Genomic DNA, 13650 nt, shown 5'->3' with positions numbered 1-13650 from the left:
AAGCCGTGCGGCAAAGCGACATTCCAATTGGCAGAATGTCAAATTCCGTCGCGTCAGTGCTGTGGATTCGTCGCAGGGTTAGGTCATCGCTCTTGACCTTAGCAGAGCTTTGGTTTGCATCGGACCTCAAGGATACATCTGACATGGGAGGCAATATGTCGATCCTTTCCACCCGTTTCCTGGCGGCCTCGGCGCTTGCGCTGATGGCAGCAACGCCGCTGAGCGCGAAGACCTTCGTCTATTGCTCGGAAGGCTCGCCCGAGGGCTTCGACCCCGCGCCCTATACCGCCGGGACCACCTTCGATGCGTCGGGCCATGCGGTCTACAACCGGCTGGTCCAGTTCAAGCCCGGCACGACCGAGATCGAACCCGCGCTGGCCGAAAGCTGGGACGTGTCGGAAGACGGGCTGACCTATACCTTCCACCTGCGCCAGGGCGTCAAGTTCCACTCGAACGACAAGTTCACGCCGACCCGCGACTTCAACGCCGACGACGTGATCTTTACCTTCATGCGCCAGGCCAGCGCCGAGAACCCCTGGCACGAATACATTCCCGGCATCACCTACGAATATTACTCCTCGATGGAGATGGACAAGCTGATCAAGTCCATCGAAAAGGTCGACGACCATACGGTGAAGTTCACCCTGAACCAGCCCGAGGCGCCGTTCCTGGCCAACGTCGCCATGCCCTTCGTGTCGATCCTGTCCAAGGAATATGCCGACCGCTGGAGGCCGCCGGCACGCGCGAGGCCCTGACCAGCGCCTGAACGGCACCGGCCCGTTCAAGTTCGTGGCCTATCAGAAGGACGCGGTGATCCGCTACCAGAAGAACGCCGACTACTGGGGCGAGGCGCCCAAGATCGACGACCTGGTGTTCGCCATCACCCCCGACGCCTCGGTCCGGCTGCAAAAGCTCAAGGCCGGCGAATGCCACCTGATGCCCTATCCCTCGCCGGCCGACATTGCCGACATCAAGGCCGACCCGAACCTGCAACTGCTTGAACAGGCCGGGCTGAACGTGGGCTACCTGGCCTATAACACCACCGTCGCGCCCTTCGACAAGCCCGAGGTCCGCAAGGCGCTGAACATGGCCATCGACAAGAAGGCCATCGTGGACGCCGTCTATCAGGGCAGCGCCGTGGTCGAAGAACCCGATCCCGCCGACCATGTGGGGCTACAACGACACCATCGAAGAGGACAAGTACGACCCCGAGGCCGAAGGCCGCGCTCGAGGCTGCCGGCGTCAAGGACCAGACCAGGAGGTCTGGGCCATGCCGGTGCAGCGCCCCTACATGCCCAACGCCCGCCGCACCGCCGAGCTGATCCAGAACGACTTTTCCAAGATCGGCGTCAAGGTCGACATCGTCAGCTACGAATGGGGCGAATACCTCAAGAAGTCGATGGAGGAAGGCCGCAAGGGCGCTGTCATCCTGGGCTGGACCGGCGACAACGGCGACCCCGACAACTTCCTGTCGGTGCTGCTGTCCTGCGCCGCCGCGACGCCGGGCGGCGCGAACCGCGCCTATTGGTGCAACCAGGAGTTCTCGGACATCATCGCCAAGGCCAAGACCACCAGCGATCACGCCGAGCGGGTCAAACTGTACGAACAGGCGCAGGTGATCTTCAAGCAGGACGAGCCCTGGGCCACGCTGGCGCATTCGACGCAATACGTGCCGATGCGCACGGAAGTGACCGGCTTCGTGCAGTCGCCGCTGGGCGACTATACCTTCGAAACCGTCGATCTGACCGAATAATCATTCGGTTTCATGTGCTGCGGCCGTGCGGGGGACCACCCTTCGCACGGCCCTTTTGGATCAGGATCCGATGCTCAGATTCATTCTTGCCAAGCTGCTCTACCTGATCCCCACCATGCTGGGGATCACGCTGGTGGCCTTTGGCTTCATCCGCCTGCTGCCGGGCGACCCGGTGCTGCTGATGGCGGGGGAACGCGGCGTCTCGCCCGAACGCTACGCCCAGATCGCGGCCCAGCTTGGCTATGACAAGCCGATCTGGCAGCAATACCTGAATTACCTCGGCAACCTGCTGCAGGGCGATCTTGGCAATTCTCTGGTCACGAAAAAGCCCGTGCTGGCCGAGTTCCTGGCCCTGTTCCCGGCAACGGTCGAACTGGCTCTGGTGGCCATCGTCATCGCGACCGTGATCGGCGTGCCGGTGGGCGTCATCGCCGCGATCAAGCGCGGCTCCTGGTTCGACCAGATCTCGATGACCGGGGCGCTGATCGGCTTTTCCATGCCGATCTTCTGGTGGGGACTTCTGCTGATCATCTTCTTTTCGGGCGTCCTGGGCTGGACGCCGGTGTCGGGGCGCATCTCGCTGATGTATTTCTTTCCGCCCGTCACCGGCTTCATGCTGATCGACAGCCTGCTCTCGGGGCAGGACGGCGCCTTCGCCTCGGCGCTCAGCCACCTGATCCTGCCCTCGGTCGTGCTGGCGACGATCCCGCTGGCCGTGATCGCGCGCCAGACCCGCTCGGCCATGCTCGAGGTGATGCGCGAGGACTATATCCGCACCGCCCGCGCCAAGGGCCTGCCCACCGCCGGGTGATCGGCGTCCACGCGCTGCGCAACGCCATGATCCCCGTCATCACCACCATCGGGTTGCAGATCGGCGTGCTGATGGCCGGCGCAATCCTGACCGAGACGATCTTTTCCTGGCCCGGCATCGGCAAGTGGATGATCGATTCCATTTCGCGCCGCGATTATCCGGTGGTGCAGTCGGGCCTGCTATGTGATCGCGGCCATCGTGCTGATCAACCTGATCGTCGACCTTCTCTATGGTCTTATCAATCCGAGGATCCGGCACAAATGACCGATACCACCGTGAAACTCTCGGATGCGGCCATCCGTCGCCGGCAGCTCAAGGAGTTCTGGTTCTACTTCAGCCAGAACCGGGGCGCGGTGATCGGGCTTGGCGTCTTTGTCCTGCTGGTGCTGACGGCCATCTTCGCGCCGCTGATCGCGCCGCACGACCCGACGCAGCAATACCGCGACGCGCTGCTGGTGCCGCCGATCTGGCAGGACGGCGGGCGCGCGGGCTTTCTGCTGGGCACGGACGCGGTCGGCCGGGACATGCTGTCGCGGCTGATCTATGGCGCGCAATATCGCTGTTCATCGGCATCGTCGTGGTCGCCATCGCCCTGACCGGCGGCATCTTCATCGGCCTGCTGGCGGGCTTCTATGGCGGCTGGGTCGATACCGTCATCATGCGGGTCATGGACGTGATCCTGGCGTTCCCCTCGCTCTTGCTGGCGCTGGTGCTGGTCGCGGTGCTGGGGCCCGGCCTGACGAACGCGATGATCGCCATCGCCATCGTCTACCAGCCGCATTTCGCCCGCCTGACGCGGGCCGCGGTGATGGGCGAGAAGGCCCGCGAATACGTCACCGCCGCCAAGGTGGCCGGGGCCTCGAACCTGCGGCTGATGTTCAAGACCATCCTGCCGAACTGCCTGGCGCCGCTGATCGTGCAGGCGACGCTCAGCTTCTCCAGCGCGGTGCTCGATTCGGCCGCGCTGGGATTTCTGGGCATGGGCGCGCAGCCGCCCGCGTCCGAATGGGGCACCATGCTGGCCGAGGCGCGCGAATTCATCCTGCGCGCCTGGTGGGTCGTGACCTTCCCCGGCCTGCCATCCTGGTGTCGGTGCTGGCGATCAACCTGATGGGCGACGGTTGCGCGACGCGCTCGACCCGAAACTGAAGCGGAGCTGAGGCCATGTCCCTTCTGACCATCCGCAACCTGACCGTGCGCTTTGCCACCTCGACCGGCAGCTTCACCGCCGTCGACGGCATCGACGTCACCGTGGACAAGGGCGAGGTGCTGGCCATCGTCGGCGAATCCGGTTCGGGCAAGTCCGTCTCGATGCTGGCGGCGATGGGGCTTCTGCCCGACACCGCCACCGTCACCGCCGACGAGATGCGCTTCGACGGCCAGGATCTCCTCCGCATGGCGCCGCGCGACCGCCGCCGCATCATTCGGGCGCGAGATCACGATGATCTTTCAGGAACCCGATCGCGTCGCTGAACCCCGGCTGCAGCACCGGCTACCAGATCGAGGAGGTGCTCCGCTTCAACGCCGGCATGTCCCGCAGGCAGGCCCGCGCCCGCGCGCTGGACCTGTTCCGGCAGGTCGGCATCCCCGACCCGGCGGAAAAGCTGAAATCCTATCCGCACCAGATGTCGGGCGGTCAGTGCCAGCGGGTGATGATCGCCATGGCCTGGCCACCAACCCACGCCTGCTGATCGCGGACGAGCCGACGACCGCGCTGGACGTGACCATCCAGAAGCAGATCCTCGACCTGCTGATCCACCTTCAGGAACAGACCGGCATGGCGCTGATCCTGATTACGCACGACATGGGCGTGGTCGCCGAAACCGCCGACCGCGTTCAGGTGCAATATAAGGGCAGGAAGATGGAGGAAGCCGACGTGCTGTCGCTGTTTCAGGCACCGAAACACCCCTATACCCGGGCGCTGCTCTCGGCCCTGCCGGAAAACGCCACCGGCGACCGCCTGCCCACCGTGGGCAGCTTCATGGAGGGCGCGGAATGAGCGTGGTCGAAGGCAAGAACATCGTCCGCGATTACCACGTCCCCGGCTCGCTGACCCGCCGGGCCAAGGTGGTGCGCGCGGTCAAGGGCATCAGCTTCTCCGTCATCGCGGCAAGACGCTGTCCATTGTCGGCGAATCGGGCTGCGGGCAAGTCCACGCTGGCGCGCATCATCGCGCTGATCGACCCCGCGACCGAAGGCGAGCTTCTGATCGAGGGCAAGCCCGTCGACATCACCAGGGGGCTCTCGCGCGAGATGCGGTCCAAGGTGCAGATGGTGTTCCAGAACCCCTATGGCTCGCTGAACCCCCGGCAAAAGATCGGCGACGTGCTGATGGAGCCCTTGCTTCTCAACACCGACACCCCCGCCGCCGAACGCCGCCGCCGGGCCGAGGAGATGCTGGTCAAGGTCGGCCTGCCTGCCGAGCATTTCAACCGCTACCCGCACATGTTCTCGGGCGGCCAGCGCCAGCGCATCGCCATCGCGCGGGCCCTGATGCTGAACCCGACGCTGCTGGTGCTGGACGAACCCGTCTCGGCGCTGGACCTGTCGGTGCAGGCGCAGGTGCTGAACCTGCTCGCCGACTTGCAGGACGAATTCAACCTGGCCTATGTCTTCATCAGCCACGACCTGTCGGTGGTGCGCTACATCGCCGACGACGTGCTGGTGATGAACAAGGGCGAGGCGGTCGAACAGGGTACGCGCGAGGCGGTCTTTGCCAACCCGCAGCACCCCTATACGCGCGAACTCTTCGCGGCGACCCCGGTGACGGACATCGAGGCGATCCGCCAGCGCGTCGCCCGCCGCCAGGCGCTGCGCGCGGCCAGCGCCTGATTTCACCGTTTCGCAAATACCCTAGGAGGGTCCGGGGGGCGAAGCGCCCCCGGTTCTAACCCTCGGGGTCGCGATAGTCGTGCCAGGTGCCGCGCCAGTCCCGGATCCGCCAGCGCCCCGCGCCCATGTCCAGGACGTCCCCCGATTCCAGCGGCACCTTGCCATGCCCGCCGGGCAGGTCCAGCACATAGGTCGGCAGGCAAGTGCCCGACAGCCGCCCGCGCAGGGCCGCCATGATGGCCCGGCCTCGGGCGATCGTCGTGCGGAAATGGCTGGTCCCGCGCGCCAGGTCGCAATGGTGCAGGTAATAGGGCTTGACCCGGTTCCGCAGCAGCGCCCGGAACAGATCCTCCAGCGCTGCCGGATCGGCGTTCACACCCGCAAGCAGCACCGTCTGCGACAGCAGCGGCACCCCGGCATCGGCCAGCCGCGCCAGCGCGGCGCGGGCCTCGGGCGTCAGTTCGGCGGCGTGGTTCGTGTGCACCACCAGCCAGACCGCCAGCCGCTCAGGCCGCAGCGCCGCCAGCAGGGCCGCGTCGATCCGGCCGGGCGCGACCACCGGAACCCGCGTGTGGATGCGCACCATGTCCAGGTGCGGAACTGCCGCCAGCCGCGCCATCAGCGCCGCGATACGCCGCGTCGACAGCACCAGGGGATCGCCGCCGGTCAGGATCACCTCGCGCACGGAGGGGGTCGTCGCGACGTAATCCAGCGCGGCGGCCAGTTCCGCCTCGGGCAGCGCGCCTTCCTCGCCCACCACCTCGCGGCGAAAGCAGAAGCGGCAATAGACCGCGCAGGTCCTGGTCACATGCAGGATGACCCGGTCGGGATAGCGATGCGTCAGCCCGGGCACGGGGCTGTGGGCCGCGTCGCCGATGGGATCGGCCAGTTCCTCGGGGCGGACCCGCAATTCGCGCGCATCGGGCACGAATTGCGCGGCGACACCCGGATCGGCCGCAGCCGCGGCCATGCCCGGCGTCAGCCGAACCCGAAACTCGGCCGCCACCGCCTCAAGCGCCGGGGCCTCGCCCGGCGCGGCAAGTCCCGCCTCGATCAGGGCGGGCACGGTGGTCAGGGGTCGGGTCACGGCGGGGCCTTTCGGAAAGCCCGTTTCCTTGCACCCATCCGCGGGGTTTTGCAAGCTTGCCGGGCCACAATGTATACGTTACCCCTGTCGCAAACGGACGGGGGACCCATGAGCCTGCATCTTTTCGACCTCACCGGTCGCACCGCGCTTGTCACCGGATCATCGCGCGGCCTCGGCCGGGCCATGGCCGAAGGGCTGGCGCGGGCCGGCGCCCGGATCATCCTGAACGGCGCCAATGCCGAGCGGCTCGAGGACGCGGCCGCCGGGATGCGGGACCAGGGCCATGACGTGCTGACCCAGGCCTTCGACGTCGGCGACGAGGCGGCCATCCTGGCCGCGTTCCAGGCCCTCGACGCCCAGGGGATCGCTGTCGACATCCTGGTCAACAACGCCGGCATCCAGTTCCGCAGCCCCATGCTGGAGCTTGGCACGGCGGACTGGCAGCGGGTCATCGACACCAACCTGACCGCGGCCTTCGTCATCGGGCGCGAGGCGGCGCGCCGCATGGCCGCGCGCGGGCGCGGCAAGATCGTCAACATCGGCTCGCTGTCCTCGGACCTGGCGCGGCCGACCATCGCGCCCTATGCGGTGTCCAAGGGCGGGATCAAGATGCTGACCCGCGCCATGGCCGCCGAATGGGGCGCGCTGGGCATCCAGGCCAATGCCATCGGTCCGGGCTACATGGTCACCGACATGAACCAGGCGCTGATCGAGAACCCCGACTTCGACGCCTGGGTCAAGGCGCGCACCCCGATGCGCCGCTGGGGCCAGCCCGAGGAACTGGTCGGGCTGGCGATCTTCCTGTCGTCGGACGCCTCGAACTTGTCTCGGGACATCATATTTGTGGACGGCGGCGGAACCGCGGTCCGAGGGCAGTCTCGGTGACACTTACCAGCGCACTGCGGTCGATCTCGGACACGGATCGCGCGCCGGTCAGGGCCATGGCCACGCGCATCTCCTTGGCCACCAGGTCCAGCATGTTGGCGACGCCCGCCTCTCCGGCGGCGGCCAGCGCATAGACAAAGGCGCGGCCCATCATCGCGACATCGGCCCCCAGCGCGATCATCCGCACGACGTCCAGGCCCGAGCGCACGCCGCTGTCCGCCAGGATCGCGAGGTCCCCCTTGACCGCGTCGGCGATGGCCGGCAGGGCGCGGGTCGAACTCAGCACGCCGTCCAGCTGGCGGCCGCCGTGGTTCGACACGATGATCCCGTCCGCGCCGAACCGCACCGCGTCGCGCGCGTCCTCGACATCCAGGATGCCCTTGATGATCATCGGCCCCTTCCAGAAATCGCGGATCCACTCCAGATCGCTCCAGCCGATCGAGGGGTCGAAATTCGCCCCCAGCCAGCCGATGTAATCCTCAAGCTTGGTGGGCTGGCCGCGATAGACCGAGATATTGCCCAGGTCGTGCGGCTTGCCCTTGATGCCCACGTCCCAGGCCCATTGCGGATGGGTCGCGGCCTGCACGATCTGGCGGAACTTGGCGTCCGGTCCCGACATGCCCGAATGCAGGTCGCGATAGCGCGCCCCCGGCACCGGCATGTCCACGGTAAAGACCAGCGTGTTGATCCCCACCGCCTGCGCGCGCTCCAGCGCGTTCTTCATGAAGCCCCGGTCCTTCAGGACGTAAAGCTGGAACCAGAAGGGCTTCGAGGTCGCCGCCGCCACGTCCTCGATGGAACAGACGCTCATCGTGGACAGGGTGAACGGCACGCCCTTGGCGGCGGCGGCGCGGGCGGCCAGGACCTCGCCGCGCCGGGCATACATCCCGGTCAGCCCGACCGGGGACAGCGCGACGGGCATCGCGAAGGTCTGGCCCAGCACCTGCGTTTCCAGGCTCAGTTCGGCCACGTTGCGCAGGATGCGCTGGCGCAGCGCGATTTCCGACAGGTCCGAGACGTTTCGCCCCAGCGTGTATTCCGCATAGGCGCCGCCGTCGATGTAATGGAACAGGAACGGCGGCAGCTTGCGGCGGGCGGCTTCGCGGTAATCCGAGATCGACGAAATTCTCATGGTCATGCCTCAACTGTTGTTCGGGTGGGCCGGGCCGGTGATGCCGGCGGCGCGGGCGGCGCGGGCGCGGGCCTTGCGGGCCAGATCCTCGTCGATCTGGCGGATCGTGGTTTCGACGAAGGCCAGGTGCGCGTCCGACGCCGCGCGGGCGCGGTCCGCGTCCCCGGCGGCGATGGCCTGGTAAAGCTCGCGGTGCTGGCGCGACAGCGCCTCGAAGGTGCTGGGCACCAGGTAAAGCTTTTCCAGGCTTTCCGAGATGCTGGCCTGCAGCAGGCTGAACAGGCTGGACATGACCTGGTGCAGGATGGCGTTGTTCGACGCCTCGGCGATGGCCAGGTGAAAGGCGGCGTCCTGCCGCGCCTCCTCGCCGGGGTCGGCCTGGCCGTGGCCGGCGATCATCGTCTCCAGCGCCTGGGCGATGCGGCCGACCGCCGCCGGATCGGCGCGGCGGGCGGCGTAATAGGCGGCCGCCCCTTCCAGCGCGTGGCGGATCTCCATCACGTCATGGCCAAAGCCCGCGTGATGGGCGACCAGCGGCGCCAGGGGCGCGCTGATCCCGTCATGCGCCCAGGCCCGGGGGCCGGGGCGTGCCACGACCAGCCCGGTCTTGCGCACCTCGACCAGCCCGCGCGCGGCAAGCCGGCCGATGGCCTCGCGCAGACTGGGGCGCGAGGCCGACAGGCGGTCCGCCAGCGCCCGTTCGGACGGCAGGCGGTCGCCGGGTTCAAGCCCGCGGTCCCGGATCAGCGCCTCGATCTCGGCCTCGACCCGATCGGTGACACGGGCCCGCGGGGTTCGTTCCGTCATGGGATCATCCAGGGAAAGACATAGGCCTGCAGCGTGGTGATGACGCCGACCAGCGCCGCCAGCGCCAGCGAATGCTTGACGGTAAAGCGGAACAGGTCCGATTCCCGCCCGACCAGACCCACGGCCGCGCAGGCGATGGCGATGGACTGCGGCGAGATCATCTTGCCCGTCACGCCCCCGGTGGTGTTGACGGCGACCAGCAGCACGTCCGACACGCCGATCTGGTGCGCGGTCGTGGCCTGAAGCGCCCCGAACAGCGCGTTCGACGAGGTGTCCGAGCCGGTGACGAAGACCCCGAGCCAGCCCAGGAAGGGCGAGAAGAAGGTGAAGGCTGACCCGGTATGCGCGAGCGCCAGCGCCAGCGTCGCCGACAGGCCCGAATAGTTCGCCAGGAACGCGAATGCCAGCACCATGCCGATGGAATAGATCGGGATCACCAGCCCGCGCAGCGTGTCGCCAAAGACCTCGACCGCCTTGCGGGGCTTCATGCCCAGAACCATGATGCTGACCAGCGCCGCGAACAGGATGGCCGTGCCGGTGGCCGAGAACCAGTCGAACTTGTAGACGGCGGCAAAGGGCGTCGGCTCGGCCACGATGGGCGGCGTCTTCTGGACGACATTGTCCAGGAAGGGCACGTGCAAGCTGGCAACCCAAGAATACAGCGGGCCGTCGGCCGTGAACAGCCGCTTGAAGGGCGCGATGCTCCACAGCGTGACGAAGGCGGTCAGGATGACGAAGGGCGACCAGGCGCGGGCGATCTGGCCCGTGGTATAGCTGTGCGCCGTCTCGATGGGGGCGACGGGCGGATCGCCCGGCTCGGCGGCAAAGCGGAAGATGCGCTTGGGCTGCCAGACGCGCAGGAACAGCGGCAGCGCGACAGCGTGGCGATGGCCGCGGTGATGTCGGGCAGTTCCGGGCCGATGAAGTTCGCCGTCAGGAACTGGACGATGGCGAAGGAGCCGCCGGCGACCAGGATCGCGGGCCAGGTTTCGCGCACGCCGCGCACGCCGTCCATGATCAGGATCAGCCAGAAGGGCACCAGCACCGACAAGAGCGGCAGCTGGCGGCCGGCCATCTGGCCGATGTGGAACGGATCAAGCCCGGTGACCTGGCCCGCCACGATGATCGGGATGCCCATGGCGCCGAAGGCCACCGGCGCGGTGTTGGCGATCAGGCACAGGCCGGCGGCGTAAAGCGGCCGGAACCCCAGGCCCACCAGCAGGGCCGCCGTGATGGCGACCGGCGCGCCAAAGCCCGCCGCGCCCTCGAGAAAGGCACCGAAGGCAAAGCCCACCAGCAGCAGTTGCAGCCGCTGGTCCTCGGTGATGCCCAGGATCGAGCGGCGGATGATCTCGAACTGGCCGGTCGCGACCGAGATCTTGTACAGGAACACCGCGCCCACGATGATCCAGGCGATCGGCCACAGGCCATAGAAGAACCCGTAGACGCCGGCGGCGGCGGCGGCCGAAACCAGCATGACATGCCGCGACGGCGATGAACATGGTCAGAGGACGGAAGGGTCGCAGCCTGAAAGCCCTTCAGTCGCCACAGGGTCAGCGCCAGGAAGAAGAAAAGGATCGGAATGGCGGCAACCAGGCTGGAAAGCCAGATATTGCCCAATGGGACATAATCCTGTGCCCAGGTCATCGTGTGAGTTCCTCCCAAAACGATGGTATGACCAAAAAACTTGGATGCACAGGGGTATTTGCCAAAGAACGCCATGCGTCAAACAGTTTTGCTTAGACCGCTGGCGTTTTATGGTCATACCAAAGGCTAAGACCATGATATTTCTGCGCCGCAGCGAACGGGTGATGCCCTGCGAATAGCCTATAAAAACAGCAAAAGGGGCGACCATCTGCAATGGCCGCCCCGGAACTGATTCGGTCGATATGGTCAGACCATCACAGGCGATGGCTGCGGGGATCGTGGTCGCCAGGCTGCTGCGGGTCCTCGGTCAGCGGGTCGTCGCGCAGGTCGGGCATCGGATAGCCATGGCGCGTATGGCGCCGGGCATAGCGTTGCCCCGTGTCCTGCGAACCGCCGCCGCTGCCGCCGCCCTGAAAGATGTCGCGCGCCATTCCGGCAGCCTCGCCGAATTCGTGCATGACCCCGCGCGCCTGCTGCGCGACCGACTGGAACCCCGTCAGTGCGGCGCTGACCGACTGCATCACGGTATCAAGCGTCCCCGTCAGGCGCTGGGCATTGTCCTCGATCTCGGACACCAGGCTGCGGCGCGGGCCGGCGCTGCGGCGCTGGTCATCGTGGTCGGGACGGACGAACTGGCGTTCCGAAGGGTCGGTGCCGGCAAAGCGGCGCTTGGTGCCCTGCTTCTCGGCCTCGGTCGGAGGTTGCATGCGCGGGCGGGCATAATCGTGGTCGTGGTCGTGGTCGGGTCCATGCCGGCGGCGGTGGCGCCGGGGCCCGTGGTCGTCCTCGGAAAACAGCCCCGCCACCTGGCGCACGGCCAGCACCGCGCCCGCCGTCAGCGCGGCGGCGGCGATGCCGGTGCCGCCCCAGACCGCCCATTTCGCCATGCGCGAGGGGCGGGGATAGGCGCGCTTGCCATCGGGCGAGACATCGCCGCTGGGCGGGATGCGCCGGTAATCCTGCGGTCCTGCGGGGCGCCGGTGCCCCTTGGGGACGGGGCGGGGGCCAAAGCGCGTCTCGCTGGTGATGTCGGCATCGGTGCGGGTGATGCCGGGGTTGAACGGGTCCGTTTCGTCATTCGGCGGCTGGCGCATCGGTCGGTCCTTTCGCGGAATCGCATCTGCGCATCAACCCGCCAACTGCCCGAATGTTCCGCGCGCCAAGCCCTGCGCCGGGCAAGAAAAAACGCGCCGGATCGCGGCGCGTTCTGGTCTTTGCGGGGGCCACAAGGGCAGGGCGATCAGTTCGCCTCGTCCTCGTCGCGGCCGGCCGAGCCGATGTCCTCGAACAGCTCGGCGATCTCGAAATCGGCTGCCGCGTCTTCCTCGGCGGCCAGATCCTGGATCGACTTGCCCGAAGCCTGCAGTTCGGCTTCCTCGGCCGAACGGGCGACGTTCAGGCGGATGGTCGCATCGACTTCCGGGTGCAGGTGCACGCGGACCTCGTGCAGGCCCAGGTCCTTGATCGGCGCGGTCAGCACGACCTGACGGCGCTCGACGGCAAAGCCCTCGGCGTTCGCGGCCTCGGCGGCGTCACGCGGGGTGACCGAACCGTAAAGCGCGCCGGCGTCCGAGGCCGAGCGGATGATGACGAAGGTCTGGCCGTCCAGTTTCTCGGCCAGCTTCTGCGCCTCGGCGCGGGACTCGTCGTTGCGCACGGCGAGTTCCGCCTTGCGTTCCTCGAAGGCCTTGATGTTGGCTTCCGAGGCGCGCAGCGCCTTGCCCTGCGGCAGCAGGTAGTTGCGCGCGAAGCCCTCTTTGACCTTCACGACTTCGCCCATCTGGCCCAGCTTGGCCACACGTTCCAGCAGGATGACTTGCATGTTCGTCTCTCCTTACTTCACGGCATAGGGAAGCAGGGCGAGGAAGCGGGCGCGCTTGATGGCGCGCGCGAGTTCGCGCTGCTTCTTGGCCGAGACGGCGGTGATGCGCGACGGCACGATCTTGCCGCGTTCGCTGATGTAGCGTTGCAGCAGGCGCGTGTCCTTGTAGTCGATCGCGGGGGCGTTATCGCCCGAGAACGGGCAGACCTTGCGGCGGCGGAAGAAGGGTTTGTTGGCCATGATATGCGTCCTTTCCCTCAGTTCCGGTCGTCGCGGTCGCGGCGCTCGCGGCGCTCGCCATCCCGGCCACCGCGATCACCACGGTCGCCGTCACGGTCGCGGCGTTCGCCACGGTCACCGCGGTCGCCACGATCCCCGCGCTCGCGCTCGTCGCGCTTCTGCATCTGGATCGAGGGGCCTTCCTTGTGCTCGTCCACGCGGACGGTCAGCACGCGCATGACGTCGTCATGCAGGCGGGCCAGACGCTCCATTTCCTGCACGGCGGCCGAGGCGCGTCCGAACGCAGGACAGCCTGTAATGGCCCTTGCGGTTCTTGTTGATCTTGTAGGCCAGGGTGCGCACGCCCCAGTATTCGTTCTCGACCACCTTGCCGCCGTTGTCGGCCAGCACGGTCGAGAAATGTTCGATCAGCCCTTCGGCCTGCGTGTTCGACAGGTCCTGGCGGGCGATCAGCACATGCTCGTAAAGCGGCATGTCTGTTCCTTTTTCAGGGCGCATTTCAACGACGGGGCAACCTTCCGCGCCCCGTCACGAGAGGCTGCGCCGGTTTCGTGTATGCGGAAGGATGCAGCCTTATAACGGCACCGGGCGCGATTGCAAGGCAAAAGCCGTCCGCGCCGGCTTTCGCCCCTGC

The 13650-nt window shown here is 67.0% G+C and carries 10 protein-coding genes and 6 pseudogenes; 7 read left to right on the top strand and 9 right to left on the bottom strand.

The genetic code is table 11. The features are described from left to right. The first annotated feature begins 155 nt into the window (after positions 1–155). The 6 genes and pseudogenes from DPM13_RS25620 (at position 156) to DPM13_RS01795 (ending at position 5396) form a co-directional block, all read left to right on the top strand. A complete protein-coding gene (locus DPM13_RS25620; RefSeq protein WP_317616361.1) occupies positions 156–755 on the top strand; it encodes an ABC transporter substrate-binding protein in 600 nt (199 codons plus the stop codon). Next, positions 715–1753, top strand: a pseudogene (locus DPM13_RS21875) (ABC transporter substrate-binding protein). Before DPM13_RS25620 ends, DPM13_RS21875 begins: the two are co-directional and overlap by 41 nt. Before the next feature lie 70 nt (positions 1754–1823). Further along, positions 1824–2828 (top strand): annotated as a pseudogene (locus DPM13_RS01810) (ABC transporter permease subunit). Continuing rightward, positions 2825–3724: pseudogene (locus DPM13_RS01805) on the top strand (ABC transporter permease subunit). The pseudogenes DPM13_RS01810 and DPM13_RS01805 overlap by 4 nt, the downstream one beginning before the upstream one ends. A 4-nt stretch (positions 3725–3728) precedes the next feature. Further along, positions 3729–4563, top strand: a pseudogene (locus tag DPM13_RS01800) (ABC transporter ATP-binding protein). Beyond that, positions 4560–5396: pseudogene (locus DPM13_RS01795) on the top strand (ATP-binding cassette domain-containing protein). Before DPM13_RS01800 ends, DPM13_RS01795 begins: the two co-directional pseudogenes overlap by 4 nt. Before the next feature lie 55 nt (positions 5397–5451). On the opposite strand, the gene DPM13_RS01790 reads toward DPM13_RS01795, so the two are convergent. Further along, positions 5452–6483, bottom strand: coding sequence for a lysine-2,3-aminomutase-like protein (locus DPM13_RS01790; protein WP_112888676.1), 1032 nt, complete (start codon positions 6481–6483; stop codon positions 5452–5454). Positions 6484–6591: 108 nt separating this feature from the next. On the opposite strand from DPM13_RS01790, the gene DPM13_RS01785 reads away from it, so the two are divergent. Then, complete coding sequence (locus DPM13_RS01785) at positions 6592–7368, top strand: SDR family oxidoreductase (RefSeq protein ID WP_112887333.1); 777 nt, start codon at positions 6592–6594, stop codon at positions 7366–7368. On the opposite strand, the gene lldD is transcribed toward DPM13_RS01785, so the two are convergent. The 8 genes and pseudogenes from lldD to rpsF form a co-directional block, all read right to left on the bottom strand. After that, positions 7319–8500 (bottom strand): FMN-dependent L-lactate dehydrogenase LldD, encoded by a 1182-nt coding sequence (gene lldD, locus DPM13_RS01780; protein ID WP_112888675.1) that lies wholly within the window; start codon positions 8498–8500, stop codon positions 7319–7321. The two genes, DPM13_RS01785 and lldD, sit on opposite strands and share 50 nt — an antisense overlap. A gap of 9 nt (positions 8501–8509) precedes the next feature. Then, on the bottom strand, positions 8510–9307 hold the full coding sequence (locus DPM13_RS01775; RefSeq protein WP_112887332.1) for an FCD domain-containing protein: 798 nt from the start codon (positions 9305–9307) through the stop codon (positions 8510–8512). After that, positions 9304–10143: an L-lactate permease gene (locus tag DPM13_RS25615; RefSeq protein WP_317616428.1), complete on the bottom strand. Its 840-nt coding sequence runs from the start codon at positions 10141–10143 to the stop codon at positions 9304–9306. The genes DPM13_RS01775 and DPM13_RS25615 overlap by 4 nt, the downstream gene beginning before the upstream one ends. Beyond that, positions 10032–10784 carry an L-lactate permease gene (locus tag DPM13_RS25610; RefSeq protein ID WP_317616360.1) on the bottom strand — a complete coding sequence of 251 codons (753 nt, stop codon included), beginning with the start codon at positions 10782–10784 and terminating at the stop codon, positions 10032–10034. Before DPM13_RS25610 ends, DPM13_RS25615 begins: the two co-directional genes overlap by 112 nt. Before the next feature lie 424 nt (positions 10785–11208). Continuing rightward, positions 11209–12048: a hypothetical protein gene (locus tag DPM13_RS01765; protein WP_112887331.1), complete on the bottom strand. Its 840-nt coding sequence runs from the start codon at positions 12046–12048 to the stop codon at positions 11209–11211. A 146-nt stretch (positions 12049–12194) separates the two neighbouring features. After that, complete coding sequence (gene rplI / locus DPM13_RS01760) at positions 12195–12776, bottom strand: 50S ribosomal protein L9 (protein WP_028717701.1); 582 nt, start codon at positions 12774–12776, stop codon at positions 12195–12197. A gap of 12 nt (positions 12777–12788) precedes the next feature. Continuing rightward, positions 12789–13016 carry a 30S ribosomal protein S18 gene (rpsR, locus tag DPM13_RS01755; protein WP_011747229.1) on the bottom strand — a complete coding sequence of 76 codons (228 nt, stop codon included), beginning with the start codon at positions 13014–13016 and terminating at the stop codon, positions 12789–12791. Between the two features lie 17 nt (positions 13017–13033). After that, positions 13034–13490, bottom strand: a pseudogene (gene rpsF, locus DPM13_RS01750) (30S ribosomal protein S6). Positions 13491–13650: the final 160 nt, after the last annotated feature.

Origin of the sequence: Paracoccus mutanolyticus (assembly GCF_003285265.1) — a bacterium.
Classification (GTDB): Bacteria; Pseudomonadota; Alphaproteobacteria; order Rhodobacterales; family Rhodobacteraceae; genus Paracoccus; species Paracoccus yeei.
The sequence above is the reverse complement of the archived record's forward strand: the minus strand, read 5'-3'. Positions and strand labels throughout refer to the sequence as shown.

What these genes read in the sequence shown, in the direction of transcription:
- DPM13_RS01775 (WP_112887332.1), bottom strand. Translation starts at nt 9,307, where the DNA reads ATGACGGAACGAACCCCGCGGGCCCGTGTCACCGATCGGGTCGAGGCC.
- DPM13_RS01765 (WP_112887331.1), bottom strand. Translation starts at nt 12,048, where the DNA reads ATGCGCCAGCCGCCGAATGACGAAACGGACCCGTTCAACCCCGGCATC.
- rpsR (WP_011747229.1), bottom strand. Translation starts at nt 13,016, where the DNA reads ATGGCCAACAAACCCTTCTTCCGCCGCCGCAAGGTCTGCCCGTTCTCG.
- DPM13_RS01785 (WP_112887333.1), top strand. Translation starts at nt 6,592, where the DNA reads ATGAGCCTGCATCTTTTCGACCTCACCGGTCGCACCGCGCTTGTCACC.
- DPM13_RS25610 (WP_317616360.1), bottom strand. Translation starts at nt 10,784, where the DNA reads ATGCTGGTTTCGGCCGCCGCCGCCGCCGGCGTCTACGGGTTCTTCTAT.
- rplI (WP_028717701.1), bottom strand. Translation starts at nt 12,776, where the DNA reads ATGCAAGTCATCCTGCTGGAACGTGTGGCCAAGCTGGGCCAGATGGGC.
- lldD (WP_112888675.1), bottom strand. Translation starts at nt 8,500, where the DNA reads ATGAGAATTTCGTCGATCTCGGATTACCGCGAAGCCGCCCGCCGCAAG.
- DPM13_RS25620 (WP_317616361.1), top strand. Translation starts at nt 156, where the DNA reads ATGTCGATCCTTTCCACCCGTTTCCTGGCGGCCTCGGCGCTTGCGCTG.